Raw genomic sequence first — 26,819 nt, forward strand, 5'->3', positions numbered from 1 at the left:
TATAAATCATACACAGTATAGAATAGCGATTCCATGTTCCATTAAAAATACAAATATTAAATACACATGAAAAACAAATTAGTCTTACTATTTTTAGGATGTGCTGTTTTGGGATTTGCCCAGAAAAAGAACACTAAAAATACAGTAAAAATTAAACCAAAATCAGAGTTTGTAGCAGAATTATTGTCGAAAATGACATTAGAGGAAAAATTAGGTCAGCTTAATTTACCAACTTCTGGAGATATTACGACAGGTCAGGCAAACAGTTCTGACGTGGCTACAAAAATTGCTGAAGGTAAAGTTGGAGGTTTATTCAATATTAAATCTGTTCAAAAAATTAGAGAAGTACAAAAAATTGCTGTAGAAAAAAGCCGTTTGAAAATTCCGTTGATTTTTGGTATGGACGTTATTCACGGTTATGAAACAACCTTCCCAATTCCGTTAGGATTATCTTGTACTTGGGATATGGGATTAATTGAAAGAAGTGCACAAATCGCAGCACAGGAAGCAAGTGCTGACGGTATTAACTGGACATTTTCTCCTATGGTTGACGTTTCCCGCGATCCTCGTTGGGGAAGAGTTTCTGAAGGTTCAGGAGAAGATCCGTACTTAGGAAGCCGAATTGCAACTGCAATGGTTAACGGATACCAACAACACGATTTATCAAAAAATAATTCGATTATGGCATGTGTAAAACACTTTGCTTTATATGGTGCGCCAGAAGCAGGTCGTGATTACAATACGGTTGACATGAGCCATATCAGAATGTTCAATGATTATTTCCCTCCTTACAAAGCTGCTGTTGATGCAGGTGTAGGATCTGTTATGGCATCTTTTAACGAAGTTGACGGAATCCCTGCAACAGGAAACAAATGGTTAATGACAGATGTTTTAAGAAAACAATGGGGTTTTAAAGGTTTTGTAGTAACTGACTTTACAGGAATTCCTGAAATGATTGAACACGGAATGGGAGATTTACAAGCTGTTTCTGCTTTATCATTAAATGCTGGTGTTGAAATGGATATGGTTGGTGAAGGTTTCCTTGGAACTTTGAAAAAATCTTTGGACGAGAAAAAAGTAACTATCGAAACAATCGATAATGCTGTTAAACTTATTTTAGAAGCTAAATATGATTTAGGTTTATTCCAGGATCCTTATAAATATTGTGATGCCAACAGAGCAAAAACTGAAATCTTTACAGCAAGCAGCAGAAAAGAAGCAAGATCAATTTCTGCACAATCATTGGTTTTATTAAAAAATCAAGGTCAGGTATTGCCTCTTAAAAAATCAGGAACTATTGCTCTAATCGGACCATTGGCAGATGCCAAAGAAAATATGCCGGGAACCTGGAGCGTAGCTACAAAAATGGAAAATGCGATTTCGCTTTTAGCCGGAATCAAAGAAGTTGCTGGAGCATCCACTAAAGTATTGTACGCAAAAGGAAGCAATTTAGATTACGATGAAACTTTTGAAACTAATGCTACAATGTTTGGGAAAACATTGCATCGTGATGCACGTTCAAAAGAAGAATTATTAGCCGAAGCTTTAAAAATAGCCAATCAGTCAGATGTGATTGTTGCTGCTCTTGGAGAATCTGCTGAAATGAGCGGAGAATCAAGCAGCCGTACGAATTTAGAAATTCCACAATCTCAAAAAGACTTATTGAATGCATTACTAAAAACAGGAAAACCAGTCGTTTTAGTTTTATTTGATGGTCGCCCGTTAGTAATTAAGGATGAAAATGAAACTGTTCCTGCAATTTTAAATGTTTGGTTTGCAGGTAGTGAAGCAGGTTATGCGATTGCAGATGTTTTATTTGGAGATGTAAATCCTTCAGGAAAATTGACTTCAACTTTTCCAAGAAGCGTGGGTCAATTGCCCATTTATTACGCACACAAAAATACAGGAAGACCACTTTCAAACACAGAAGGTAAATTCGAAAAATTCAGATCTAATTATATTGATGAAAGAAACGAGCCATTATTTCCATTTGGTTTCGGTTTAAGTTATACTTCTTTTGAATATTCAAACGTCAAAATTTCATCTGATAAAATGAATGCAAACGGAAAATTAAAAGTTACAGTTGACGTTGCCAATACAGGAAACTATGATGGTAAAGAAACGGTTCAATTATACATTAGAGATTTAATTGGTTCTGTTACAAGACCAGTTAGAGAACTGAAGAATTTCCAAAAAATAACCCTTAAAAAAGGGGAGAAACAAACCGTGACTTTTGATATCACAGTTGAAGATTTAAAATTTTATAATTCTGATTTACAATTTGTAGCAGAACCTGGACAGTTTGATATTTTCGTTGGAGGAAATTCAAATGCCGATAAGAAAGTTAGTTTTGAGTTAACTAAATAGTTGGTTTATTGATTATTGCTTGCCCTTCGTGTTGGTTACGGAGGGCTTTTTTTTAGCTTTTAGTCTGTGATTTGTAAGTAAATTCAATAGTTATCCCTAAAAAATGTAAAACTTAATTTTTGTAAAATGAATTCAATTAAAATAGTACTTGTATTTCTTTTGATGATTACAATCGCTTTCTCCTCATGTAATGTGAAAAAAAATGCAGTTGTAGCACACAGAGGTGCATGGAAAAAAAATAATTTACCAGAAAATTCAATAGCTTCACTTCGACACGCTATTGATTTAAAACTAGCCGGTTCAGAATTTGATGTTTGGAGAACCGCGGATGATTCACTTATAATTAATCACGATGCGCATTATAATAAATTACTTATTGAGGAAACAAATTATGCCGACTTAATAAAATTTAAACTTTCAAACGGAGAAAAACTCCCAACTTTACGCGAGTATATTACAGAAGGTAAAAAAAATAATAAACACACAATTTTAGTCTGTGAAATTAAACCTTCGGAAATAAGTAAAGAAAGAGGAAAATTGACCGCTTTAAAAACTGTAGAAACCATCAAAAAACTTAAAGCGGAGAAAATGACTTCATATATCAGTTTTGATTATGAAATTCTAAAACAAATTCGACAAGTTGATAAAGTAACTTCTTTGCAATATCTGGAAGGGAATAAATCTCCAATAGAGGTAAAATCTGATAACATCTCAGGAATTGATTTTCACTATTCGGTTTTTCAAAAACATCCTGAATGGATAAAAGAAGCGAAAGAAAACAATATTACGTTAAATGTCTGGACAGTAAATGACGCTGCTATTATGGATTGGATTGTTGAAAATAAATTTGATTACATCACAACAAACGAACCTGAATTATTGAATCAAAGAATAAAAAATAAAAAATAAAAAAAATGTATAAACTAATTTCAATACCGCTTTTGCTGCTCTTGTTTTTGTGCAATAATACAATCGCACAAAAAACGAATATTCCTGGTAAAACTGAATGGTTTGACCCTAATAAAAAAGCATCTACTTATTGTAATCCTGTCAATATTGGTTACAACTATACCACTGAAAATCATAACGGTATTCCGGAATCCCGTCGTTCAAGTGCAGATCCTGTAATCATTACTTTTAAAGGTGAATATTATTTATTTGCTACAAATCAGGCAGGATATTTTTGGAGTAAAGATATGTCTGACTGGAAATTTGTTTACGGAAGTTTTCAAAGAAAACCAGCCGATGACGATCAATGCGCTCCGGCTGCGTGGGTTGTAAACGATACTTTATTTTATGTAGGTTCAACCTGGAAAAGAGATCATCCAATCTGGAAAACAGCAGATCCAAAATCAGGACAATGGTTACGACATGTTGATAAGGCAATGCTGCCAACGTGGGATCCCGCCATTTTTCAGGATGACGATAAAAAAGTATATATGTATTACGGTTCAAGCGGAAAATTACCTTTAGTGGGCGTTGAAGTAGATTATAAAACCTGGCTTCCGAAAGGCAATCAGGCAGATTATGAAAAATTATACAAAGCAACCGAAGTGGAAGATATTCAGCGTCCGTATGGTCAAATAAAAGAAGTTGTAGGTTTAGATCCTGCATCTCACGGTTGGGAACGTTTTGGACCTAACAATGATATGGAACCTGCGCCTTGGGGAAATTTTATTGAAGGAGCCTGGATGACCAAACACAACGGCAAATATTACATGCAATACGGTGCGCCGGCAACAGAATATAAAGGATATGCAAACGGAGTTCATGTTGGTAATAGTCCGTTAGGGCCATTTACGTATCAAAAGCACAATCCAATGTCTTATAAGCCAGGCGGATTTGTAATTGGAGCAGGACACGGAAATACTTTTGCAGATAATTACGGAAATTATTGGAATACCGGAACTTGTAAAATTTCGATAAAAGATCGTTTTGAGCGTCGTATCGATATGTTTCCTGCCGGATTTGATAAAGATGATGTAATGTATTCAATTACTTCTTATGGAGATTTTCCGATTATGTTACCAACCAAAAAGCGAAATCAGGAAAAAGGAGCATCTTCAGGATGGATGTTGCTTTCGTATAAAAAGCCCGTTACGGTTTCTTCATCAGAAGAATGTATGGAAGTTGAGACGCACAGAGTAGATAACGGCGGTAAAAAAGTATATGAGAAGTTTTGTTATGGACCCTCAAATTTAACCGATGAGAACATTCAGACCTATTGGTCAGCAAAAACAGCTAATCCCGGGGAATGGTTGCAACTGGATTTAGGGAGACAAATGCAAATTAATGCGGTACAAATTAATTATGCTGATCATAAAGCAACGCAGTATAACAAAGCGATGGATATTTATTACCAATATAAAATCTACATGTCTGACGATGCTGTAAATTGGAAATTAGTCGTTGATAAATCTAAAAACGCAAAAGATGTTCCGCATGATTATGTAGAATTAACAAAAGCAATTAAAGCGCGTTACATCAAAATGGAAAACATTCACAATGCATCTGGATTGTTTGCTATTTCAGATTTTAGAGTTTTCGGAAACGGATTGGCTGAAAAACCAACACCTGTTTCAGATTTTAAGGTGAAGAGAAATGCATCAGATTCCCGTAATGCCATGATTTCATGGAAAAAACAAGCAGACGCTATTGGTTATAATATTTATTACGGAATCACACCAGATAAATTATACAATACGATTATGGTCTATGATGAAAGTGAATATGATTTTAGAGGATTAGACAAGGGGACAAAGTATTATTTTACAATTGAAGCTTTTAATGAGAACGGTATTAGCACAAAAAATCAGCTAATCGAAGTAAATTAATTTAACTTATTATGTCCGATTATTTTTAACACATAGAAACATGGATTTTTTAGCTAAAAAGGTTTCACTTATTTTAAGATATATGATTCTATGTGTTTAATTTCAACTTTTATTAATTACACCAAATAGGCTAATTTTAATAATATTTTTAGAAATCGTTAAATAAAACTAGGTTCAGTTCTTCAGAATTTTGTTCCTTTGCCTGACAACCCAAAATGCTATAAACCATATGAAAAAAACAATTCTTTTAACTGCTTTAGTTTTAAGTGGATTGGCATCTTCTGCCCAATCAAATGATGAAAAAAACATTAAATTATTCTATAAAAAAGCCCTAACAGAGGCTAAATGTTATACTTGGTTAGAATACTTATCCAATGATATCGGAAGTCGTTTATCAGGTTCTCCAACTGCTGCAGAAGCGGTACAATATACTAAAAGACAATTAGACGCATTAGGGCTTGATAAAGTGTATTTGCAGGAAGTTATGGTGCCGCATTGGGTTCGTGGTGAAAAAGAAACTGCTTATATTTTAGACGGAAAAGTAAAAACCAATATTCCAATTTGCGCTTTAGGAGGATCAGTTGCAACTCCAAAAACAGGACTTACAGCAGAAATTATTGAAGTACAGGGAATTGATGAATTAAAAACATTAGGAGATAAAGTTAAAGGTAAGATTGTGTTCTTTAACAGACCAATGAATCCTGAAAATATCGAAACGTTTGTTTCATACGGAGCTTGTGTAGATCAAAGATTTGCAGGAGCAAAAGAAGCAGCTAAATTAGGAGCTGTAGGATCAATTGTTCGTTCAATGAATTTACGTTTAGACGATTTTCCTCATGCAGGCGCTCAAAGTTATGGCGATTTACCCAAAGAGCAATATATTCCAACAGCTGCAATTAGTACAAATGGGGCTGAATTGTTAAGTAAAACTTTAAAAGCTAATCCAGCTTTAAAATTCTATTTTAAACAATCTTGTGAGACTTTGCCGGATGTTTTATCGCATAATGTGATAGGGGAATTGACTGGAACAGTTACTCCATCAAACATTATGGTTGTTGGCGGACACTTAGATTCATGGGATTTAGCCGATGGTTCTCAAGATGATGGAGCAGGAGTGGTGCAAAGTATGGAAGTAATCCGTATCCTTAAAAACTTGAATTATAAACCAAAAAATACCATTCGTGTTGTTTTGTTTATGAATGAGGAAAACGGAGGAAAAGGAGGAGCGAAGTACGAAGAAGTTTCTAAACAAAATAATGAAAACCATATTTTTGCTTTAGAAAGTGATTCAGGCGGATTTACTCCAAGAGGATTTTCTATAGAAGCTGACGATGCGAATTATAAAAAAATAAAAGATTTCAAAGATCTTTTCGAGCCTTATTTAGTACACAGTTTTACAATAGGACACGCAGGTTCAGATATTGGTCATTTAACCTCTAAAGCAATTGTAAAAGCAGGTTTAAAACCAGATTCACAACGCTATTTTGATTATCACCATGCTGCAAACGACAAATTTGACGCAGTAAACAAAAGAGAACTGGAACTTGGGGCTGCAACAATGACATCATTAATTTATTTGATGGATCAAACCGGAATTATAATGCCAACGGCAAATTAAATTTCCAAAAATAAAAATATCTAAAAGCTATGAGTTGATACTTGTAGCTTTTTTTTGTTTGAATACTTTCGTATAGTTTTATTTAAAGCTTCATTACAACTAAATAATACAAAAATGTTATTGGAATGTTAGAAAGTAAAATTAAGATCTTAAAAGCAATATCTTTTCGATATTCCGGTAAGTGAATAAACCTGTCGGCTAAATGAGTAAACATGATACTATTTAACGCAATACCCGAAACAGCAAATGGCCAGGCAATAACCAAAATGTTTGGGCTTTCGTTTGTAATGATATAAAGTATAAACAAAAAAGTACTAATTGCAAAAGTGCCAATAGCTAACTCTGCAGATTGTTTTTCTTTAAAAGTTTTGTCTTGAATCGTTTTCATAAAATTTAAATTTTAAAAGATTGTTGAATTGATTGAACGGGCATAAAAAGCATTTTTGAAAAATCCAGATAGTAGAATGTAAATGCCTCTTTCCCTTTTTTATATTTCTGTATAAAGTATTTTATGTGTTTCGGGTAAAAGAGAGTACCAGAAGCAATAACCAGAAATAAATACAAGCTTTTCTTTCCGTTTCCTAAAAGATAATATTGCATTCCTATTTCTTCAATAACAGAAATTCCTGTATTGGTCAGCACATGAATAATATCATGATCTTCCAGTTTTTCCTGAATATCAAAATGATTCCTGGATAGAAAATTTCCTAAATCAAATCCAAGACTTCCTTCAGGATAATGCAGCAATTCGTCCTTGTTGATTTCCCAGGGTTTATTTTTTTTAAAATATTTTTGATAAGGCTTTTTACTGCACTCATATAATTTTTCTATACAATAATCTTTCATAATTATTTTTTAAAAGTTCTTTGAATTTCAAAGTAAATTTGTAAAGAAAAAAGCTAATAGATGTTCATTAGCTTTTACTTATTTTTTTAATAGTTATCTATTATGGTTTTCAATACTTTAGAATCTGCAAGGTCAACAGGAGCAACGACTTTTTCGTCAAGCGGAATTTCGTTTCCATATCGTTCATTTAATATTTTTTGAACTCTCACGTCACTTAAATTAAAGTCTTTTAAATACCTCAATTTTGAAAGCTCAATTCCTGCAGCATTTTTATATATTTTCCAGACAAGTTCAGAGCAATATATTTTTGTGTCTGTCCATTCAAAATACGCATCATATTCTTTTCCATCAAATTGCTGACTATAATCTTTCATCTTTTGCAAAACTTCAGGCGTCAAAAGCTTATCATCAATTAGTCGTTTCACAACATATTTATTATCTTTTCCGTGTTTGATCCAGTCTTCAAACTTAGTAAGTTTTACTGGTTGAACGGCTTCAAATACAAACCAGTTTCCGTTTATGTTATAGATAATACCACAATGTGAAAATTTAGAATTTGTAGCAATTCGAACAGCTTCACATTGCGCAGATTGAGAAGTCTGCAAGATAATGTCACCATCTTTAATTTTACTCTCAATCGTATTTTCTGCTTTTCTTTTTGAAAATGGATTATTTGGAAAAACCGACATGGCTACAAATAAAGCAAATCCAAAACTCAAAAGGAATGTGATTCCCAGAAACAGGTATTTTTGTTTTTTCATGTTTTTTATAATTGAATGCTAAAAGTACTTTATTATGCTTTACTTCTAAAATTCTTTTCAAATATATTAAAAGAACTTTGAATTACAAAGTAAGTAATAAAAAAAATAGCTACCAAATAAATGATAGCTATTTTTGATATGTTTTTGTGATAGATTAAATTCTAAAAATTCCACCTACAGCAATAATTCTTTGAAAAAAGAAAAAGTCCTGGGAAGCTTTATCATCATTACTTTGCGTAGTTCTAATATCCTGCATGTTAATGTAACCGCCTTTTAGCTCACCTTGCAAGTAGAAATACTTGAAGAAAGTAAAGTTAATACCCGCTTTAGCAGATAATCCATAACCGGAAACGTGAAAATCATCATGACGTTCTTTTCCTAAAAGAGTTGTATTTGTTTTAGGATATAAAAGCCCTGCACCTAAACCTTCAGTCAAATTAATCTGAACCTTATCAGTATTAGTTATGCCAAATAATTTAGAAATATCATCATGTCTGGAAACCTCAGTATTGATGTAATTTAAACCATCTGTATGTTCATACATTAAAAAAGCAGTATTAGTTTCTGGATTACCACCTTCCTGAGCACCACCCTGAGACATATCTACAGGTGTATTATTATAAACTCCGTTGTAAATAGATCCGGGCTGACCAGCAGGTAAATTAATATCTCCCGTAACATTAGCCGTTTGATTTTGAGTCATTACATACTTCATGTGATCCCAACCAATCGAAACGCTGTAGTGATCGCTAAAAAAGTATCCCATTCTAAAATTAGTCTGAGGAATGGTCATGTTAGCCGGATTCACATAATCAATATGCCAACCCTTAGGTTTGTCATGCGCTTTCATGTCTGCCACTGTAAAGTTGTAATCTTTTCCTCTAAAGTTCACATCAGATTTAGTGTAACTATCTCTGTTTCCTCCCCATGAAACAAAGAATTTACCTTTATTATGAGCTGTATATCTTTGTACTGCGATTTCTTCCTGAGCAAATGTGTTTATTGAAAAACACAACAAAAAGAAAAATAAAATATTTGTTTTCAATGAAATGGTATTAAAAATTAAAATGAGTTAACTGTTTTTCTAATGGCAACTAATTTAGTCATCAGACCTTCAAAATAGTCTAAATGCAGCATATTTGCACCATCGCTTTTTGCGTTTGCCGGATCAAAATGAGTTTCGATAAAAATACCGTCAACACCCACAGCAATACCCGCTTTAGCAACAGTTTCAATCATATCAGGTCTTCCACCGGTAACACCGGCAGTTTGATTAGGTTGTTGCAATGAATGCGTAACATCCAGCACCGTAGACGCGTATTGTTGCATAGTAGGAATTCCTCTAAAATCAACAATCATATCCTGGTAACCAAACATAGAACCACGATCTGTAACCATCACATTTTCGTTATGACAGTCAAGAACTTTTTGTACAGCGTGTTTCATACTTTCCGGACTCATAAATTGTCCTTTTTTCAAGTTCACCACTTTTCCGGTATTAGCCGCAGCCACAACAAGATCAGTCTGACGAACTAAAAATGCGGGAATCTGCAAAACGTCAACATATTGCGCCGCCATATCTGCATCTTCATTCGTATGAATATCAGTTACAGTAGGAACATGAAAGGTTTCAGAAACTTTTCTTAAAATTTTTAATGCTTTTTCATCACCAATTCCGGAGAAACTGTCGATTCTCGAACGATTGGCTTTTTTAAACGATCCTTTAAAAACATAAGGGATCTGAAGTTTGTCGGTAATACCAACTAATTTTTCGGCAATTCTTAAAGCCATTTCTTCCCCTTCAATAGCGCAAGGACCCGCCAATAAAAAGAAATTTCCGCTTTTAGTATGCTTAATTTGTGGAATATGTTGTATGTTCATAATATGATTTTTTGACAGTGCAAAGGTAGTCATGATTTATCAATACGAGATGAAGATTTAAGATTATTTTAAGAAGCAAATCCCGCTTTTCACTTCAATATTTTTCTCTAAACCCTTTTTTTCTTGGACTTTACAGGAGCTTCCTCCGGTCGCTCTGTAAAAACCATAAAAAATAGGCTTTCTCAAAAAATGATTTCCGCTTCTATCAGGGCTAAAACTCAATGTAATCAAGTTAATTAAAAAAGAATTTAAGATTTTTGACTAATGATTTTTGATTTTAGATGTGTGAAACAGCATACAATCGACAATCCTATGATTTATCCAATCAAGATTTGAAAGCCTGCAATTTGTGCCATTAGGCACTAAATATTGTTAGTCTAACGATTTTTGATTTTAGATGCGTGAAAGAGCATAAAATCAACAATCCTATTATTCATGCCAATGAAGATTTGAAAGCCTGCAGTTTGTGCCATTCGGCACTAAATATTGGTAGTTTAAAGATTTTTGATTTTAGAGGTGTGAAACAGCATAAAATCGACAAACCTATTATTCATGCCAATCAAGATTTGAAAGCCTGCAATTTACGCCTTTAGGCACTAAATATTGGTAGTCTAACAATTTTTGATTTTAGAGGTGTGAAATAGCATAAAATCGGCAAACTTATTATTCATGCAAAGCAAGATTTGAAAGCCTGGAATTTGTGCCATTAGGCACTAAATATTGGTAGTCAATATGAATCGGAATAAATCTAGCGTGCCGTAGGTACGCAATAGTTATCATTTTGTTGCGTACCTGCGGCACGCCAACGTATTTCTAATCTATATTAACTACCAATATTTAGTGCCTAACGGCACATTTCAACTCTTGGTTTGCATTACCATAATTATACAAAAAGCTTAACTTAATAACATTTAGCTAGAACTTGAGTTGAATTATGGGATTTATGGAGAGTAATTCCTTTTACAACAGTTTATTAAATTATACCTTCAAATTAAATTCTGTTGCTAAAATAGCATTCAGTTGATTATCTTCAAAAGGGATAATTTCAGTAATTCCGTTTGTGACTGATTTTATTGAATTTTTAAATAATATTTTTTTACCCAAAGGATGCTGTAAAACAACAATTAGATTTTGAGTAAAAAAGGAATCCGGATGTGAGTAATTATAATGATTAGCAGGTTTAAAATCAATCCATCGTTGGGGATTCAAATCAAACGAATATAAATTAGACCATTCTTTTCCAATTTTTATTTGGAGTAAATACTCCTCATCTTCGGTTTTTACCAAAGTGAAAGTTTCCCAATCCTGCTTAATTTCAGTTCCAATTTCACTCAGTTTTAAAGGCTCTCTGATACTGTTGCCTCCAAATCCCAAATCAATCAGATATTCTTCATTTTCGATTGTAGCAATTAATGCCAAATGTGTTTTAGCATTCTGACCGGGATTAACCAGAGGGCGAACCGCAATATAATAATGTGGAACACCAATTTCCTGAAGCATTAACGAAAATATGCCATTAATTTGATAGCAATATCCACCACGAATTTTATTCACAATTTGGTTTACAATATCATCACCAACTAAAGAGATAACTTTACCGGCCTGGACATCAATGTTTTCAAAAGGCACACTAAATATTTGGCTTTGCATTAATTTTTTTATGCCTTCCAAACTTAATTTAATTTCACCCTCAAAATTGATTCTCTTTAAGTATTGCTGTAAATCGAAACTTGAAGCTTCAATTTTATAGTTGTTTTTTGATTGTTCCATTTTAATTTTTTTGTATTTAATCACTACAATCAAAATTAAAACATTTATAGAAGTAAAGATTTAATTTAACTTATTTTTCAGGAGCTTTCCTGTGAACGGTTGCAGAAACTTGGATATCTAATTTTTCTAATTCATCAGTAACTTTTTCAATAACTATCTGAAAGATATTATTAATATCTAAACCAGAAATTGCACTAAACGTTTCGTCAATAATAAATGCAACTCGATATTCTATTTTATTTTTTGTAGTAAAATAGTAAAATTTAGAATTCTCATTAAATTGATAATTATAGGGGAGTAGCAAGAGTAATTCCTTTTTGTTTTAAAGTTTCAACAGAAGTTTTACCTTTCAAAAATAACTGTACAGCATTTTTATCGGTAACCATTTTAGATACTGATTCTAATATTTGTTGTTTACTTTTTGTAATATTTTTCATACTGCAAATTTATAAAAATAAGATTGATTAAAACAATAAGTATACTTAATTATTTAATAAATAAATATATATAGTCAAAAGGATTATTTTTTCTTTAATAATTTTTAAACAATTCAGCTTTTTCTTTTTCAACCTGAACCAAACGTTCGAAAAGTTCAATTACTTTTCGTAAGATCTTTTAATAAAGTATTGGATAATAATAACAATTATTAAAATGAAAGTTAAAAGAAAAGATAGGGTAATAAGACCAAGAAATCCCATGCCACATCTAACAGAATCTGGATTTTGTTCAAAGTATTTATTAAAATTATATGATTCAAGAGAAAAAGCGATTATAGATAATGCTATTTGCGAGATAAAGCTAATAAAACAAACAGTTCGAAATGTTAATGATATTGTTTCACCAATTGCTTTTCTGCCAAATATAATCTGAAATAATAGAGGAAGAATAATCAAAATTAAAGGTGTTGTTCCGTACATTATTTAATTGTTGTTTTTTAATTTTTTATTATAGTTTCTAAAGGAACTTATCCCTTCTTCAGACTCAATCCCATTGGAACCATTAAAATTCCTTTTTCATAAATATTCAGATAAAGTTTTACAGGTTTCTTTTGTCCTTCCCATTTTAATTCATAGACATTCAAAAATCCCGCACCCATATCGCTTCGTTTAGTGGGGAAGGGGCAGCAGGTTTCTAAACGGGTAAAAGTAATTTTTTCTCCGTTTGGTCCCGCTAAAGCATTCAAAAACCGACTTTCGTTTAACGCTTCATCTTTAGTATTTCTGTAAAAAATATTTACAGGATAATCCGGATCAAAACCGTATTTTTTATCGTTGCTAAAAAGAGTAATTACAAAAGTATTGTCTTTCTTTAAAACTAAATCCGGCGCATTATCATCGACATTTTTCAAAGTCGATCTGGTACTTACACAAGAAGTTGCAGTAATTAACAAAACGATAAAAAGGACTATTTTTTTCATGATTTAAAATATTGTTAGTACAAATGTAAAATGTTTTTCTGCCACTCCCGATAATTATCAGCATAAAGGATTAAAAAGATTAAAAAATATGCCAAATCAGTAAGATCTGTGTGATAAAAAATCAATGAATATTTAATACGGACCCTAATTTTCGCCACAGATTGTTAAGATCAAAAAAGATTTTATTAATCAGTGAAATCCGTTCGATCCGTGCGCTAATTTTTCGCCACAGATTAAAAAATTTAAAATAATCAGTGTAAAACCCGTTTTTACCTGTATGATCCGTGAGCCATTTCGCAACAAATTATATCGATTAAACCTGTGGGCTAATTTTTTTATTCAGTTTAATAATACCTATAACAATCAGATATTGTGCCACAAGATAAGTAACCATAATAAAAAATGCACTTCTTTCAATAGCTGTATGGAATTTATTGATTGCCAGAATACTATCCGAAAGAACAAAAACCATAGAACCTAAAAAAACATATAAAGCTCCCGGTTTTTTCCAAATCAAATAGCCATTAAAAGCAAATAAAACCATTGTGGAAATTACTGCTGCATAAACAATTACCGGTATTTTTAACTCGCCTAATTTTGGCATTAAAAAACAAACCATTCCAATTAAATAACCAGCAATTAGAAGACTTCCACATGCGAAAATAAATCTGTTAAAATTAATTTCTGCAGTAATTTGTTTATTGAATAGAACACAATAACTTAGGTGTGCAATTAAAAAACAGACCAATCCAAGAATAAAATAGATGTCGGCAATATCTGCAAACAGCAAAACGATATCGCCAATCCAGGAAAAAAACAAACCAGTTAAGAGAATTTTTCGAGATGGAAATTTTCTATGAAAATAAACTCCAAATCCTAATAAAGGGACTAAAGCGGGTTTTAGAAATAAATCTAAATTCTCATTTCCTCTAAATAAAATGATGAGATATACAATACTAAAAACAATATAGATTTTAAAAAAAATAGCGTTTTTCATAGGGGGGTATGAATTTATTATTTGGTTTTGGTTATTTTAAAATCAACAGTTACAAAGTAAATTGAAATTAAAAAAGAGATACTTAAATAACTTAAAATAATATAATTGCTTGCATTAAAAACATGATTTAAGCCAAACCAATCCCCATAATACGCTATAATCGCAATTGCGATTATAAAGCGTAAACCTTCCCATAAAATCGCAAATCTGCTTTTGTCCATCAACTCAGTGTAGCTGTAAATGGTTATCAGTATAAATAAGCCATATATAAAAATGTTTGGCAAACCAATTTTAGCAATATTATCAAATAAATAAGTCACAAACAACAAAGTGACTAAAACTTGTGCCACAGACCAGTAAATTAATTTTTGAGAGTTTTGCGTACCATATTTTTCAAAATCAAAAACATTATCGATTTTGTTTACGGGATATTTTATTTCAAAATTTTGAGGTCTCCAACCCGTAGGTTTGAACCAGATAGTGAATTTATCTTTCCAATTTTCAGCTCTCCAGGCATCTTTAATCAATAAAGTCAGATGCTGAAAATTAATTTTAATCGGATTCCATGTATTTGCAGGTCTTGTAATACCAAAAACTGGAGGGACCTCTTCTAATTCAGCTTGAAAAGTACCAAAAAGCTTATCCCAAAAAATAAAAATCTGAGAATGATTTTTATCTAAATATTCCGGATTAATAGCGTGATGCACACGATGATGTGAAGGTGTTACGAGAATATACTCAACAAATCCCATTTTTTTTATATGCTTGGTATGATACCAAAATTGTAAAAATAAATGAAGCGGTAAAGTAATTGCAATTACAGTGGCAGGAACGCCCAGTAATGCAGCAGGAATGAGTAAAAAAGTAAATAAATTAGCCAGACTCGCGATAGGTTGACGCAAAGCGCAGGCAAGATTAAACTCCTCACTGCTATGATGAATGGCATGCTTATTCCAGAAAATATTAATTTGATGTGCCCATCGATGGCTCCAATAACCATAAAAATCGATTACTATAAAGGCAATACAATAAGAGAGAATGTTGGCTTCCTGATGGTAAAGGTCAATTTTTGAAACCATCCATTCATAAGATATAAAAGTCAGGCTTAAACCTAAAACATCTTTTACCGTGTTGGTAATTCCGGAACTTATACTCGATACGCTATCTATCAAAGGAACGGTGTCGTCCTTTTTATAAATGCCGTATATTTTTTCGATTACAATTAATACTAAAAAAATAGGCGTTGCGATAATCAATATCTTTCCATATTCTTCCATAAAAAAAACATTCTATTTTATTCAAATATAGAATAAAATAGAATGTTTTTTACATTATTGGCAATTAAACAATTTCGGCGCTTAATCCGGCTTCCAAAAGTTGTGTACATTGCGGTTTTAACTTATCCATTGTTCCTGTTTTTACGGTACATTTTCCGTTGTAGTGAACAATTAAAGAACATTGTTCTGCTTGTTCAGGCGTGTGACTGCAAACACGCATTAAAGTGTCAATTACGTGATCAAAAGTGTTTACATCGTCATTATAAACAATGATTTCGTTATTGAAACTTGTCGCTTCCTTTTCGCGAACTCTTTCTCTTACTTTTTCTTTAGTACTCATTTTTTTAAGTTTTTGTACTGTTGTAATTACTAATTTTTGCTACAGGTTACATCTGTGGGCGTCTAAAATTTCAGAAATCAACTATCTAATTTACGTATTTTAATGAAACCCAGTTATTTCTTTGAAACTTTTTAACATATGTTAATCCTTTTTCTGTGCATGAAGCATCAATAAAAGGAATATCTTCTTCATAGAAACCGCTAAATAATATAATTCCATCTTTTTTTAAACAATCCACATAACTTTGCATGTCGTTCAACAAAATATTTCGGTTAATATTAGCGATAATCAAGTCATAACTTTTTCCTGCTAACAAAGCGGCATCGCCTTCGTAAACGGTAATATGTTTACAATTATTGCGCTCTGCATTTTCGATAGAATTCAAATAACACCAGTTGTCAATATCAATGGCATCAATTGGTTCCGCACCTTTCATTTCGGCAAGAATAGCTAAAATTGCAGTTCCGCAACCCATGTCTAAAGTTTTAAGACCTTTAACATCCATTTCTAATAAATGCTGAATCATCATGTGAGTTGTTTCGTGATGACCAGTTCCAAAACTCATTTTTGGTTCAATTACGATATCAAATTCGGCATCTGTTTTAGGATGAAAAGGAGCTCGAACATGACATTTTCCATCCACATCAATCGCTTCAAAATTCTTTTCCCATTCTTCGTTCCAGTTTACCTGATCGATTTCTTCAACAGTATATTCGATTTTAAATTCTTCAGATTCTAAAATATAAATGTCATCCAGAATATTCTCATCCCACAAATCCTTTTTTACATAAGCCGAAATTCCTGTTTCAGTTTCTGTAAAAGTTTCAAATGCTTTTTCACCTAATTCAGCAATTAAAATTTCTGAACCCGGTACTTTCGGTTCAATCGTAAAATGATATCCTAAATATATATTCGACATAAATAATTTTTTTGCAAAGGTAAGAATCCAAAGCAGAAGTTGTTCATAAATAATCGACATCCTTATATTTATTAATGTTAATTTTGAATAGAATTTGTAAGGATTTTTAAAATATGAAGAATATCATTTTTATTTTGCTTTTTGCGGCACTGAACGGCGCAACTTGTGAAAAAGGCGAACATGAAGTCGTGCGATCGTTTTGTTATTGGAAAACCGACCTGAATTTTCAAAAAGAAGATGATTCTTTAATCAAAGATTTAAAAGTACAGCATATGTATGTTCGTTTTTTTGATGTTGATTGGAATCCCTATGCAAAAGAACCTTTGCCGGTTGCGACAATTCACGATATTAGACTCAATGAAAGCAATCCTGAAATCACGCCCAGTATTTTTATTATCAATGAAGTTGTTTTGCAATCTGATAAAAAACAATTGGATAGTCTTGCGATAAGAATTGCAAGGCGCGTGCAAATTATTGGTGAAAAGATAAATGAAACCAAAGCTGATAATGTTGCCAATGCTATTGTTTATCCAAAAGATTATTACAAGCAGCAAAACTATAAACGCATTAATTACGACTCAGTAAAAGCGATTGAATTAGCAAAACTAAAAGTTGACTTTAAAGAAATTCTAATCGATTGTGACTGGACAGAAAAATCAAAAGACAATTATTTCTATTTACTAAAACAAATCAAAAAAGGATTCCCTACCGCACAAATTTCTGCCACAATTAGGCTCTGGCAATATAAATACGCTTCAAAAGCAGGAATTCCGCCAGTTGATAAAGGTTTATTAATGTGTTATAATTTGACAAAACCGGAAGATTTTAATTCTAAAAACTCCATAGGAACCAGCGAGGAATTGGCGCAATATATTACACACGATCAATATAAGCTCAAACTTGATATTGCATTGCCTTTATACAGTTGGGCTGTTGTTTTTAGAGGAAATCAGTTTAAAGGAATTTTATCCGATTATGATCAGTTAAGAAGTGATACAATTAAATTGAAAAAAACATCAGATACCAAATATGTTTTGCAGGACGATATTTTGGTAGGACAAACCTATTTACGAAATGGTGACGAAATAAGAATAGAGAAAATTTCTGAAGACGAACTCGAAAAAATGATTTCGATTGTAAAAAGCAAAATTAAGATTGATAATCAAACCAAAGTGACGTTTTTCTCTTTTGATAAAAAATACATTAACGATTATGGAACCCAAAATATATCCGGCTATTATGAGAGTTTTTAGTAGTTTACTTTTAGTTTTAAGCTTTCAGGTTTCTTTTGCCTGTGGTTGGAGTGTTTCGCCGGAAATAAGTCGTTTGGCTTTGTTTAAAGCGCAACGCGAAGGGTTTTTTAAACTGACGCCATTTTATTATTCGGCAGATTATTACTATTCGACCAACACCGTTTCCGGTGTCGATCAGGAATTGAATTGTCAGGAATGGCAGAAAAAATTAGGCAGTCAAATTGATCCAAAAGATGTACATTCTATTTTGTATGAAACAGACGGAGAACAATTTGAAACCGCTTATGAAAACAAAACTTTAAAAAAGACATTTGAAAAAAACACTTTTATCGAGGCTTTATTACTATCAAAAAACAAAGCATTCCTGAACTATATTTTGTTTGCCAAAAAGTTAGAATACAATAGTAATAGCGATGTAAAATGGGAATCCTGGGATCAGGTTGGTTACGGAAGCAAAGATCATAAATTAGCCGATGTGAATGATTTTGAGAAGAAAATAAAAACTGCCAAAGATGCTTTCCTGAAAAAGCGTTATGCTTTTTTAATTTTAAGATATAGTTTTTATGCGGAAGATAAAAATGAAGTAATTCGTTTATACGATACTTATTTTGCGGATAATAAAAAGACTGTTTTAGAACCCTGGGCTTTGTACTATAAAGCTTTATGTATTGATAATTTTTCTTTACAGAATTATTTACTGAGTAAAGTTTTTGCTTCATGCGAAGAAAAATCTTTTGCCGTTTTACAGCATTATAATTGGAAGCTGACCCAGGAAACTTTGGCTCTAGCCCAAAATGATGAAGAACGAAGCGTAATTCTGGCTATAGAAAGTTTTCGAAATCCTGCACCGGATTTAAAAACAATACAAGAAGTTTATAAAGTAAGTCCCAACAGCATTAATTTGAGTTTTTTGATTGGAAGAGAAATTAATAAACTCGAAGATTGGATTTTTACGCCACAATATACAAATAATGGAAGTCCATCGGTTACTTTTGAAGGTACAGACTGGTACGGAAATTATGCTAAAGCAAAAGAAGAAAATTTAAATAAAGACATTTTATATTTACGAGAATTAGAATATTTTCTAGTTGCAATTCGCGAACAAACTTCAGGAGAACAAAAAGATTATATTACCGCTGCAATCGCGCAGCTTTGTTTTATGGATGATGATATTGATTTGGGGAAAAAATATACCAATATGATTTCTGATAAAGCAAATGCATCTATCCAAATGCAGAAAAATATTCAATTGGCTTTAGTTTCCTTAAAACAAGATGATTTGAAAAGCGAGAAGGTTCAAAACCAACTTTATCAATATTTTAATTCAGTCGAAAGTTTGGTAGAAACTGACAACGGGCTATTTAAAAATCTATACAGTTTGTACCGAATTGCCAGCGCAGATTTTGCTAAAAAAGGAGATCGTGTTACATCAGGATTATTAATGATGAAATCAGACAGTAAAGGCGCGGGAGAATATTCGGTTTATGATAATCCTTATTTCTATAGTTATATTGGTTATTTTGACCGAAGCGCAACTACGCAAGACGTTGATAAATTGATATTATTACAGCAAAAAGAAAATAAAACGCCTTTTGAAAAATACATTTGTTCCGGGACAATTGCGCCAAATATCAATTATTATAAAGATCTAAAAGGCACAATTGCATTTAGAAATAATAATTTAGAATTAGCCTATGAAACCTTTGCAAGTATGCCAAAAGATTTCTGGGAGAAGAATTATGCATTTACTGATTATTTGAATGAAAATCCATTTACACCTAAAATCCTGCAAAAAGATAAAGACCGCAAATTTGATTACCGTTTTAACAAAGCCGATTTTATTGCCAGGCTCATTCAGTTAAAGAAACAAAATACGGCTTCAGGCAATTTACAACTGGCACATGCTTATTTTAATGTTTCGTATTTAGGGAATTCCTGGATGATGGTCGCATATGACTGGACATCGGGAGAATCGTATGTTGATTATGTATATGGAGATAATTCTGAAAATGAAAAAAGATATCAAAAAGGCAATTATTACAGTTTAACCATCGCTAAGATGTATTATGAGAAAGCGTTGAAAATGTCTAAAAATAATAATGAAAAAGCCTTAGCGAGTTTAATGATTTTCGAATGCAATTATTACAGTCATTACGCGAATATTGTTTCAGCTGAAGAAGAAGAGAAAAATCCGTTTAAAGCAGGGCAGGAGTTAGTAAACTTTTATTCGGTTTATAAAATCACACCAACATTTAAAAAATACAATTGCCCGTTATTGGAATCATTTATAAACTAAAATATTTTTTCACCATATAAGTGATATAAGTAAATATAAATTCGTTGCGGTATAGTTGCCGGAATAGTTTATAGCACATATAATTGAAGATAAAAAAAAAGCGTTCAAAGAACGCTTTTTTTTTATAGTAAAATCTAAAATCTAAAATCTAAAATCTAAAATCTAAAATCTAAAATCTAAAATCTAAAATCTAAAATCTAAAATCTAAAATCTAAAATCTAAAATCTGAATTAGATAGCTGTAACAATAGCTAAAAAGTCATCAGCTTTTAAAGCTGCACCACCAATTAAACCACCGTCTACGTCTGGTTTACCAAAAATTTCTTTAGCGTTATCCGGTTTAACAGAACCACCGTATAAAATAGAAACTTCGTCAGCGATATTAGCTCCAAAAGCTTTGCGTACAGTTTCTCTAATAAATTCGTGCATATCCTGAGCTTGTTCAGGTGAAGCAGTTTCTCCCGTTCCAATTGCCCAAACAGGCTCATAAGCTAAAACAACATTTGCCCATGATTCTTTTGCGATGTGGAATAATCCGTCACGTAATTGGTTTTCAACAATATTAAAGTGATTGTCTGATTGACGATCTTTTAATTCTTCTCCAAAACAGAAAATAACTGTCAACTCATGTTTCAAAGCAGTATCTACTTTACTAGCGATTAAAGCATCAGTTTCGTGAAAAATAGCACGACGCTCAGAGTGACCAAGAATTACTGTTTTTACACCAATGCTAGTTAACATATCAGCAGAAATTTCTCCTGTAAAAGCTCCACCTTCAGCTTGGTGAACGTTTTGAGCAGCAACTCCAATCGTAGTATTTTTTGCTTTAGCAACAGCTGCCTGTAAGTTTACAAATGTTGGAGCAACAATTACCTGAGCAGTAGTTTGAGCTGGTATTTTAGCAATTAATTCGTTTAATAGTTCTTCAGTTTGTCCTGCGTTTTTATGCATTTTCCAGTTTCCTGCAACAATCTTTTTTCTCATTTTGGTAGTTTTTATTTTATTCTTTTTTTGTTTTTATTCTTGTATTCTGATAACATTAAAATTGACATTGAATTTTGAAGTTGTCATTGCCCTTAAATTTTTATTTCAGGCTTTTTAAAGTTTCATTGATTTTATCAAAATCTGTTTCGATAGCACGATATAATACGATTTTTCCGGTTTTGTCAACGATAATATATCTCGGAATCCAGTCTAAATCAATTGCTTTTCCAAAAACACCTTTCATACCGTCGTTCATCATAAAATGATCGCCTTTTAATTCGTGTTTTTCAATACCCGCTTTCCATTTATCAGCCGTTTTATCAGCAGAAAGGAAAAGATAGGAAACATCAGGATTGTTTGCTTGTAATTCTTTTAATTTTGGCATTGCTTTTACGCAATCTCCGCACCATGAAGCCCAAACTTCAATTACCAAAGTTTTGCCTTTGTATTTTTTTAAAATGTTTTTGAAAGAAGTCTGACCTCCGTCGATAGTTAATAATTTTTCAGATAATGCTTCTTTAGAAAAACTTGTTTTCTGAGCCTGAGAACAAGAGAAAGTAATAAATGCAATTGCAATTAGAGCTATTTGTTTCATATTAAAATAATATTTTTAATTTGTTATGTGCGACATTTTTTATTGGCACTTGTAATATTATCAAAGCGATTCAAAAAAATAATGCGTCAGAACAAAGTTAAACAAACAAATCGAATGAGAAATGGAGATTAACAAAAATTGAGGAGACCTTTATTTTATAACAAAAGATAAAATTTCGGTTAAAAAATGGTGAATGAAATCGTAATAGTAGGTTGTCAAAGTCTGAATTTTGGCTTCGTTTCCTGATTTTATAAAAAAAGGATGGAAAAAAAATGTTTGATTTATTGTAAAACATGGAGATTTGAGGTAAGAAAACGTCTAAAAAAATCTCTTTTAAATAGAGAACATTAATTAGCATATAAAAAAAACACCAACTCAACTTTATAGAAGAATTGGTGTTTTATAGTATTTATTTTTCTGATGATTTTACAACTTCAAATCATCTGTGTCATTGTAATGTACTTTTTGAATCACAGTTCCGTTTTGTAAAATTACAATACTAGGATTGGCTCTTTCCACAGTTTTTAATGCTGTAGCATCACAAAAATAGAAGTCAAAATCTAAGCCGTATTGTTTTTTAGCTTTTGCAATTTCATCAGCTCCGGAAGCTGTCATTGCAATTACTTTATATCCTTTTGCTTTTGCATTTTTACTTAAACCTTCCAGTTTTTTCATTCCGTCAGGATTAGATAAAGCTAAATCATAAGTAACAAAAACTAATAATTTTGGTTCTTTCAGTAATTCTTCTTTATAATCAGAATCGTCTTTTACCATTGTAAAATCGTGAATTGGCGGAACATAACCTTCTGTAATCACCTTGTCTTTTCTGTCAACAAACGTTGCGCCTTCAGGGATATTAGCAAGATCTTTTTCTGCAAATTCTTTATCGACACCATTTACTTTATAGATAAAAATCATTTCAACCACAGATTTTGGTGCACCTTCAGGAATTTCCATTCCTTTTTCAATATTAGTTCCTACTTTATAAGGACGGAAATCCTTTATAGGATTATGATTTAAAACCCAGACAGCCATAATAATACACAACACAAGACTCGCAAAAGTTATAATGTTTGTTACCGTATTCGAAAATAAGGGCTTTACTAACTTTTTATTGATGAACAAAATCACAATAAAGAAAAGTAAAACAATATCCTTTGTAAACGATTCCCAAGGCGTTAAGTGTAAAGCATCACCAAAACATCCGCAATCTTTTACTACATCAAAATAAGCAGAATAGAACGTAAGGAACGTAAAGAAAACGATTAGTAATAGTAATGCCCAAATTGTCAATTTTGATTTGTAACCCACCAATAACATTACACCCAAAACAACTTCAAGAATTACTAAAAAGATGGCTAATCCTAAAGCTAATGGTTCTAAAAACGGCATGTTAAAAACAGGTTCGCTAAAATATTCGGCTAATTTATACGAGAATCCAACTGGATCATTCAGTTTAATTAATCCTGAAATTATAAATAATACTCCGACAAATAATCGGGAAAATTGAGTAATGATGTTTTTCATATTTTTTAATTTTGTTCGCCACGAATTTCACGAATGATCACGAATTAATTTGTGTAAATTGGTGAAATTCGTGGCTTATTTTTATTTGAGTGGATTTAGAATCAAAGCAAAAACCGCATAATTAATCATATCCTGATAGTTGGCATCAATACCTTCAGAAACTAAAGTTTTACCTTTATTGTCTTCAATTTGCTTTACGCGAAGTAATTTTTGCAGAATCAGATCAGTTAACGAACTCACACGCATTTCGCGCCAAGCCTCGCCATAATCATGATTTTTAGCTTCCATTAATTCTTTCGTCAATTTAATTTTAGCATCGTATAATTCGGTTGCTTTTTCAACGTCAAGATCAGGCTGATCAACAACACCTAATTCTAACTGAATCAAAGCCATAATCGAATAATTGATGATTCCGATAAATTCACCTTTTTCATCTTCGTCCACTTTACGAACTTCGTTTTCTTGCAGACTTCTGATTCTTTGTGCTTTTATAAAAATTTGATCAGTTAATGACGGCAATCTTAAAATTCGCCAGGCACTGCCATAATCACTCATTTTATTGATAAATAAAGTTCGGCAAACCGTAATTACATTATCATATTCAAGGGAAGTATTCTTCATTTATTGCTGTATATTTGCTAAAATTTCTTCAAAAATAGGCATAATATTAAAGAGTTTCAAGTTTCAGGTTTTCTTTGTTTCAAGTTTTTTCTAAACAAAGTGTTAATGCCAATAATTTTAAATTAGAAAAATGTGAAGTTTCAGGTTTCAGGTTTTCTTAGTTTCAAGTTTAGCGCTTGCAATCAACATTAACCTGAAACTACGAAAACATGAAACAAGAAAAACCTGAAACAAATAACCTGAAACAAATAAAACTTGAAACAAAATGTTTATTAACTGCAAAGGCAAACTTATAGATTTATCAATTCCTAAAGTAATGGGAATTTTGAATGTAACGCCAAATTCCTTTTTTGATGGAGGAAAATATAAAAACGAAGATCAAATTATTTCCCAAGTAGATAAAATGTTGTCTCAGGGTGCGACTTTTATAGATATTGGAGCGTATTCAAGTAAACCAAGTGCCGAATTTGTTTCTGAAAAAGAAGAAATTGAGCGCATTGTTCCTGCAATTGAATTGATTTTAAAACATTTTCCCGAAGCTTTATTGTCAATTGATACTTTTAGGGCTCAGGTGGCAAAAGCGAGTATAGAAAGTGGCGCAGCGATTATAAACGATATTGCTGCAGGAGAATTAGATGATAAAATGTTTGAGGTTATAGCCAGATATAATGTTCCATATATTATGATGCACATGCGTGGAAATCCACAAACCATGCAGAGTTTGACTCAATATGATGATATTGTAAAAGAAATACTTTTTTATTTTTCTGAAAAAGTAAAAAAAGCAAGAAGTTTAGGAATTAATGATTTAATCTTAGATCCTGGATTCGGTTTTGCCAAAACAACAGATCAGAATTATGAGGTTTTGCAAAAAATGGAACTTTTTAATTTGTTAGAATTACCAGTTTTAGCCGGAGTTTCAAGGAAATCAATGATTTATAAAACACTAAATAACACAGCACAAGAAGCTTTAAACGGAACAACAGTTCTCAATACAATAGCATTGACAAAAGGCGCTAAAATTTTACGTGTTCATGATGTAAAAGAAGCGATGGAATGTGTTACTTTGTTTGGGAAAATGGGTTTGTAATCGTCTGGTTCGTCGGAATTACAATATTGGGCTTACTTTGCGTTTCAAGGGATTGAAATCCCTTGCTACAAAATAAATCATTCCTCCGGAATATCGGCATTATTCCTTCTTGGTAGTAAGAATCGATAATAGCAAATGTTCAACGAGTGAGATTTCTTGTTTGAAATACCAAAGATTGTGTATAAAAAATAAATAAATATGAAATACTTTAGCTTAATGATTACAATTCTTCTTTTTTCCTGCGCAAGCAAAGAAGATGTTCTTTTACCAAAATCAAACGTAACAATTATAAAAGATGTACAAGATCATTCGCCAATTTACATCTTTTTTAAAATAGAAGGAAAAGATACCATTGCAGATGTAAACCGAAAAAACAGCATCATTTCGACCAATTGGATTTTTAATATTGACAAGCGTTTGCCTTTAAAATTGGTTATCCCGGAAATAATGAAACTTCAGGAAAAAAAGCGAGCTGAAAAAGCCCATAAAAACGAAATGGCTGAAAATTATTATTCCTACGCCGATTCCATCGGAAAGAATATGGCTTTTTTACCTTTCACGAAAGTGTATTATGAAATAGGAAAACCAACAAATGGAGACTTGGTAATTTATTTTAGAAAAGGAAGTAATGTTGTTTTAGTAAATAACGAAGAAGTTAAAAAAGAAGATGTTTTAACGCATATTGGACGTATCGCTTTTTTTGTTAAACCAAAAGTATATTTGTTATTCGATAAAAATATGAATTATCAGCAATACATTGAAACTAAAATTGAATTCCAAAAATTAAATTCATACAATGACGAAATTCCAAAAGAATTCATCTTGTAAGAATAAACAATTCAACAAATAAACGATTAAATTTTATTGGTGATGATAAGGTTCATTCCTTAAAATCGTAAATCCGCGATATAATTGTTCGATAAAAAAAAGGCGGACCATTTGGTGTGAAAACGTCATCAACGAAAGTGAAATTTTCCCTTGAGCTTTGCTGTAAACAGTATCAGAGAATCCGTAAGGACCACCAATCACAAAAACCAGCGTTTTAACACCGGAATTCATTTTCTTTTGCAATTCTTCAGAAAAACCAACGCTGGAAAAGTTTTTCCCGTTTTCATCCAATAAAATCAATTGATCTGTTGGTGTTAATTTTGCAAGAATTAATTCGCCTTCTTTTTCCTTTTGCTGACTTTCGGATAAATTCTTCACGTTTTTGATATCCGGAATAATCTCCAGATCAAATTTGATATAAAATGACAAACGTTTGGTATAATCGTCGATTAAAGTCTGCAGGGATTTATTGTCTGTTTTGCCAATGGCGATAAGTTTGATGTTCATTGTTTGTTTTTATTTTTTGCCACTCACAATAGCTATCGGGATTCACAAATTAATACAAATTTTTTAAAGTGTAAAATCGGTGTAGACCTGTT

Annotated in this window: 28 protein-coding genes; 10 read left to right on the plus strand and 18 right to left on the minus strand. The window is 32.1% G+C overall.

The features are described from left to right. The first annotated feature begins 66 nt into the window (after positions 1-66). The 4 genes from bglX (at position 67) to ACHRVX_RS03120 (ending at position 6,819) form a co-directional block, all read left to right on the plus strand. Complete coding sequence (bglX, locus tag ACHRVX_RS03105) at positions 67-2,367, plus strand: beta-glucosidase BglX (protein WP_395329047.1); 2,301 nt, start codon at positions 67-69, stop codon at positions 2,365-2,367. A 126-nt stretch (positions 2,368-2,493) separates the two neighbouring features. After that, positions 2,494-3,276, plus strand: a complete 783-nt coding sequence (locus ACHRVX_RS03110) for a glycerophosphodiester phosphodiesterase family protein (RefSeq protein WP_395329049.1) — start codon at positions 2,494-2,496, stop codon at positions 3,274-3,276. A 5-nt stretch (positions 3,277-3,281) separates the two neighbouring features. After that, on the plus strand, positions 3,282-5,201 hold the full coding sequence (locus ACHRVX_RS03115) for a discoidin domain-containing protein (RefSeq protein WP_395329052.1): 1,920 nt from the start codon (positions 3,282-3,284) through the stop codon (positions 5,199-5,201). 229 nt (positions 5,202-5,430) lie between these two features. Continuing rightward, on the plus strand, positions 5,431-6,819 hold the full coding sequence (locus tag ACHRVX_RS03120; protein ID WP_395329055.1) for a M20/M25/M40 family metallo-hydrolase: 1,389 nt from the start codon (positions 5,431-5,433) through the stop codon (positions 6,817-6,819). A gap of 82 nt (positions 6,820-6,901) precedes the next feature. Here ACHRVX_RS03120 and ACHRVX_RS03125 read toward each other — a convergent pair whose 3' ends face one another. From ACHRVX_RS03125 to kdsA, 5 genes are all read right to left on the minus strand, one after another. Further along, positions 6,902-7,207, minus strand: a complete 306-nt coding sequence (locus ACHRVX_RS03125; protein ID WP_395329058.1) for a hypothetical protein — start codon at positions 7,205-7,207, stop codon at positions 6,902-6,904. Positions 7,208-7,212: 5 nt separating this feature from the next. Further along, positions 7,213-7,665 (minus strand): hypothetical protein, encoded by a 453-nt coding sequence (locus tag ACHRVX_RS03130; RefSeq protein WP_395329061.1) that lies wholly within the window; start codon positions 7,663-7,665, stop codon positions 7,213-7,215. Positions 7,666-7,751: 86 nt separating this feature from the next. After that, positions 7,752-8,426: a YiiX family permuted papain-like enzyme gene (locus ACHRVX_RS03135; RefSeq protein ID WP_395329064.1), complete on the minus strand. Its 675-nt coding sequence runs from the start codon at positions 8,424-8,426 to the stop codon at positions 7,752-7,754. Between the two features lie 154 nt (positions 8,427-8,580). Further along, on the minus strand, positions 8,581-9,471 hold the full coding sequence (locus ACHRVX_RS03140) for a hypothetical protein (protein ID WP_395329066.1): 891 nt from the start codon (positions 9,469-9,471) through the stop codon (positions 8,581-8,583). A gap of 17 nt (positions 9,472-9,488) precedes the next feature. Further along, the gene (gene kdsA / locus ACHRVX_RS03145) at positions 9,489-10,307 is read right to left on the minus strand and encodes a 3-deoxy-8-phosphooctulonate synthase (RefSeq protein ID WP_395329069.1); all 819 of its coding nucleotides are present in this window, start codon (positions 10,305-10,307) and stop codon (positions 9,489-9,491) included. 401 nt (positions 10,308-10,708) lie between these two features. Between kdsA and ACHRVX_RS03150 the strand changes: the two genes are divergently transcribed. Continuing rightward, the gene (locus ACHRVX_RS03150; protein WP_395329071.1) at positions 10,709-10,900 is read left to right on the plus strand and encodes a hypothetical protein; all 192 of its coding nucleotides are present in this window, start codon (positions 10,709-10,711) and stop codon (positions 10,898-10,900) included. A 385-nt stretch (positions 10,901-11,285) separates the two neighbouring features. Here ACHRVX_RS03150 and ACHRVX_RS03155 read toward each other — a convergent pair whose 3' ends face one another. The 3 genes from ACHRVX_RS03155 to ACHRVX_RS03165 all read right to left on the minus strand — a co-directional run bounded on the left by ACHRVX_RS03155 (position 11,286) and on the right by ACHRVX_RS03165 (position 12,514). Next, positions 11,286-12,077, minus strand: coding sequence for an arylamine N-acetyltransferase (locus tag ACHRVX_RS03155; RefSeq protein WP_395329073.1), 792 nt, complete (start codon positions 12,075-12,077; stop codon positions 11,286-11,288). 70 nt (positions 12,078-12,147) lie between these two features. Next, a complete protein-coding gene (locus ACHRVX_RS03160; RefSeq protein WP_395329076.1) occupies positions 12,148-12,381 on the minus strand; it encodes a hypothetical protein in 234 nt (77 codons plus the stop codon). Next, the gene (locus tag ACHRVX_RS03165; RefSeq protein ID WP_395329079.1) at positions 12,365-12,514 is read right to left on the minus strand and encodes a hypothetical protein; all 150 of its coding nucleotides are present in this window, start codon (positions 12,512-12,514) and stop codon (positions 12,365-12,367) included. The genes ACHRVX_RS03160 and ACHRVX_RS03165 overlap by 17 nt, the downstream gene beginning before the upstream one ends. 214 nt (positions 12,515-12,728) lie before the next feature. Here ACHRVX_RS03165 and ACHRVX_RS03170 point away from each other — a divergent pair, with 214 nt between their 5' ends. Then, entirely contained in the window at positions 12,729-12,947 is a 219-nt protein-coding gene (locus ACHRVX_RS03170; RefSeq protein ID WP_395329082.1) for a hypothetical protein, read from the plus strand. Between the two features lie 94 nt (positions 12,948-13,041). Here ACHRVX_RS03170 and ACHRVX_RS03175 read toward each other — a convergent pair whose 3' ends face one another. From ACHRVX_RS03175 to prmA, 5 genes are all read right to left on the minus strand, one after another. After that, positions 13,042-13,494: a 2-dehydro-3-deoxyphosphooctonate aldolase gene (locus ACHRVX_RS03175; RefSeq protein ID WP_395329085.1), complete on the minus strand. Its 453-nt coding sequence runs from the start codon at positions 13,492-13,494 to the stop codon at positions 13,042-13,044. 313 nt (positions 13,495-13,807) lie between these two features. Continuing rightward, complete coding sequence (locus tag ACHRVX_RS03180) at positions 13,808-14,491, minus strand: lysoplasmalogenase (protein ID WP_395329088.1); 684 nt, start codon at positions 14,489-14,491, stop codon at positions 13,808-13,810. A 17-nt stretch (positions 14,492-14,508) separates the two neighbouring features. Next, on the minus strand, positions 14,509-15,768 hold the full coding sequence (locus ACHRVX_RS03185) for a sterol desaturase family protein (RefSeq protein ID WP_395329091.1): 1,260 nt from the start codon (positions 15,766-15,768) through the stop codon (positions 14,509-14,511). Positions 15,769-15,832: 64 nt separating this feature from the next. Continuing rightward, positions 15,833-16,108, minus strand: a complete 276-nt coding sequence (locus tag ACHRVX_RS03190) for an ATP-dependent Clp protease adaptor ClpS (protein ID WP_213303130.1) — start codon at positions 16,106-16,108, stop codon at positions 15,833-15,835. Positions 16,109-16,193: 85 nt separating this feature from the next. After that, positions 16,194-17,027 (minus strand): 50S ribosomal protein L11 methyltransferase, encoded by an 834-nt coding sequence (gene prmA, locus ACHRVX_RS03195; protein ID WP_395329094.1) that lies wholly within the window; start codon positions 17,025-17,027, stop codon positions 16,194-16,196. A gap of 113 nt (positions 17,028-17,140) precedes the next feature. On the opposite strand from prmA, the gene ACHRVX_RS03200 reads away from it, so the two are divergent. Both ACHRVX_RS03200 and ACHRVX_RS03205 read left to right on the plus strand, forming a co-directional pair. Further along, positions 17,141-18,280, plus strand: a complete 1,140-nt coding sequence (locus ACHRVX_RS03200) for a hypothetical protein (RefSeq protein WP_395329097.1) — start codon at positions 17,141-17,143, stop codon at positions 18,278-18,280. Continuing rightward, complete coding sequence (locus tag ACHRVX_RS03205) at positions 18,240-20,576, plus strand: hypothetical protein (protein WP_395329100.1); 2,337 nt, start codon at positions 18,240-18,242, stop codon at positions 20,574-20,576. Before ACHRVX_RS03200 ends, ACHRVX_RS03205 begins: the two co-directional genes overlap by 41 nt. Positions 20,577-20,806: 230 nt before the next feature. Here ACHRVX_RS03205 and tpiA read toward each other — a convergent pair whose 3' ends face one another. The 4 genes from tpiA to ACHRVX_RS03225 all read right to left on the minus strand — a co-directional run bounded on the left by tpiA (position 20,807) and on the right by ACHRVX_RS03225 (position 24,302). Continuing rightward, positions 20,807-21,559 (minus strand): triose-phosphate isomerase, encoded by a 753-nt coding sequence (tpiA, locus tag ACHRVX_RS03210; RefSeq protein WP_395329103.1) that lies wholly within the window; start codon positions 21,557-21,559, stop codon positions 20,807-20,809. Positions 21,560-21,659: 100 nt separating this feature from the next. Next, complete coding sequence (locus ACHRVX_RS03215) at positions 21,660-22,154, minus strand: TlpA family protein disulfide reductase (protein WP_395329105.1); 495 nt, start codon at positions 22,152-22,154, stop codon at positions 21,660-21,662. A gap of 426 nt (positions 22,155-22,580) precedes the next feature. Next, entirely contained in the window at positions 22,581-23,681 is a 1,101-nt protein-coding gene (locus ACHRVX_RS03220) for a BT_3928 family protein (RefSeq protein WP_395329108.1), read from the minus strand. Positions 23,682-23,762: 81 nt separating this feature from the next. Further along, on the minus strand, positions 23,763-24,302 hold the full coding sequence (locus ACHRVX_RS03225; RefSeq protein ID WP_395329111.1) for a DUF1599 domain-containing protein: 540 nt from the start codon (positions 24,300-24,302) through the stop codon (positions 23,763-23,765). Positions 24,303-24,567: 265 nt separating this feature from the next. Here ACHRVX_RS03225 and folP point away from each other — a divergent pair, with 265 nt between their 5' ends. Next, positions 24,568-25,392: a dihydropteroate synthase gene (gene folP, locus ACHRVX_RS03230; protein WP_395329113.1), complete on the plus strand. Its 825-nt coding sequence runs from the start codon at positions 24,568-24,570 to the stop codon at positions 25,390-25,392. 198 nt (positions 25,393-25,590) lie between these two features. Beyond that, positions 25,591-26,220 (plus strand): hypothetical protein, encoded by a 630-nt coding sequence (locus ACHRVX_RS03235; RefSeq protein ID WP_395329116.1) that lies wholly within the window; start codon positions 25,591-25,593, stop codon positions 26,218-26,220. A 33-nt stretch (positions 26,221-26,253) separates the two neighbouring features. Here ACHRVX_RS03235 and rlmH read toward each other — a convergent pair whose 3' ends face one another. Further along, complete coding sequence (gene rlmH, locus ACHRVX_RS03240; RefSeq protein ID WP_395329119.1) at positions 26,254-26,727, minus strand: 23S rRNA (pseudouridine(1915)-N(3))-methyltransferase RlmH; 474 nt, start codon at positions 26,725-26,727, stop codon at positions 26,254-26,256. Positions 26,728-26,819: the final 92 nt, after the last annotated feature.

This window comes from Flavobacterium sp. FlaQc-47, from assembly GCF_044006475.1.
Classification (GTDB): Bacteria; Bacteroidota; Bacteroidia; order Flavobacteriales; family Flavobacteriaceae; genus Flavobacterium.

Excerpts from the sequence above, each read along its gene's own strand:
- bglX (WP_395329047.1), top strand. The coding sequence starts at position 67 with ATGAAAAACAAATTAGTCTTACTATTTTTAGGATGTGCTGTTTTGGGA.
- ACHRVX_RS03110 (WP_395329049.1), top strand. The coding sequence starts at position 2,494 with ATGAATTCAATTAAAATAGTACTTGTATTTCTTTTGATGATTACAATC.
- ACHRVX_RS03115 (WP_395329052.1), top strand. The coding sequence starts at position 3,282 with ATGTATAAACTAATTTCAATACCGCTTTTGCTGCTCTTGTTTTTGTGC.
- ACHRVX_RS03120 (WP_395329055.1), top strand. The coding sequence starts at position 5,431 with ATGAAAAAAACAATTCTTTTAACTGCTTTAGTTTTAAGTGGATTGGCA.
- ACHRVX_RS03125 (WP_395329058.1), bottom strand. The coding sequence starts at position 7,207 with ATGAAAACGATTCAAGACAAAACTTTTAAAGAAAAACAATCTGCAGAG.
- ACHRVX_RS03130 (WP_395329061.1), bottom strand. The coding sequence starts at position 7,665 with ATGAAAGATTATTGTATAGAAAAATTATATGAGTGCAGTAAAAAGCCT.
- ACHRVX_RS03135 (WP_395329064.1), bottom strand. The coding sequence starts at position 8,426 with ATGAAAAAACAAAAATACCTGTTTCTGGGAATCACATTCCTTTTGAGT.
- kdsA (WP_395329069.1), bottom strand. The coding sequence starts at position 10,307 with ATGAACATACAACATATTCCACAAATTAAGCATACTAAAAGCGGAAAT.
- ACHRVX_RS03155 (WP_395329073.1), bottom strand. The coding sequence starts at position 12,077 with ATGGAACAATCAAAAAACAACTATAAAATTGAAGCTTCAAGTTTCGAT.
- ACHRVX_RS03165 (WP_395329079.1), bottom strand. The coding sequence starts at position 12,514 with ATGAAAAATATTACAAAAAGTAAACAACAAATATTAGAATCAGTATCT.
- ACHRVX_RS03170 (WP_395329082.1), top strand. The coding sequence starts at position 12,729 with ATGAAAGTTAAAAGAAAAGATAGGGTAATAAGACCAAGAAATCCCATG.
- ACHRVX_RS03175 (WP_395329085.1), bottom strand. The coding sequence starts at position 13,494 with ATGAAAAAAATAGTCCTTTTTATCGTTTTGTTAATTACTGCAACTTCT.
- ACHRVX_RS03180 (WP_395329088.1), bottom strand. The coding sequence starts at position 14,491 with ATGAAAAACGCTATTTTTTTTAAAATCTATATTGTTTTTAGTATTGTA.
- ACHRVX_RS03185 (WP_395329091.1), bottom strand. The coding sequence starts at position 15,768 with ATGGAAGAATATGGAAAGATATTGATTATCGCAACGCCTATTTTTTTA.
- ACHRVX_RS03190 (WP_213303130.1), bottom strand. The coding sequence starts at position 16,108 with ATGAGTACTAAAGAAAAAGTAAGAGAAAGAGTTCGCGAAAAGGAAGCG.
- prmA (WP_395329094.1), bottom strand. The coding sequence starts at position 17,027 with ATGTCGAATATATATTTAGGATATCATTTTACGATTGAACCGAAAGTA.
- ACHRVX_RS03200 (WP_395329097.1), top strand. The coding sequence starts at position 17,141 with ATGAAGAATATCATTTTTATTTTGCTTTTTGCGGCACTGAACGGCGCA.
- ACHRVX_RS03205 (WP_395329100.1), top strand. The coding sequence starts at position 18,240 with ATGGAACCCAAAATATATCCGGCTATTATGAGAGTTTTTAGTAGTTTA.
- tpiA (WP_395329103.1), bottom strand. The coding sequence starts at position 21,559 with ATGAGAAAAAAGATTGTTGCAGGAAACTGGAAAATGCATAAAAACGCA.
- ACHRVX_RS03215 (WP_395329105.1), bottom strand. The coding sequence starts at position 22,154 with ATGAAACAAATAGCTCTAATTGCAATTGCATTTATTACTTTCTCTTGT.
- ACHRVX_RS03220 (WP_395329108.1), bottom strand. The coding sequence starts at position 23,681 with ATGAAAAACATCATTACTCAATTTTCCCGATTATTTGTCGGAGTATTA.
- ACHRVX_RS03225 (WP_395329111.1), bottom strand. The coding sequence starts at position 24,302 with ATGAAGAATACTTCCCTTGAATATGATAATGTAATTACGGTTTGCCGA.
- folP (WP_395329113.1), top strand. The coding sequence starts at position 24,568 with ATGTTTATTAACTGCAAAGGCAAACTTATAGATTTATCAATTCCTAAA.
- ACHRVX_RS03235 (WP_395329116.1), top strand. The coding sequence starts at position 25,591 with ATGAAATACTTTAGCTTAATGATTACAATTCTTCTTTTTTCCTGCGCA.
- rlmH (WP_395329119.1), bottom strand. The coding sequence starts at position 26,727 with ATGAACATCAAACTTATCGCCATTGGCAAAACAGACAATAAATCCCTG.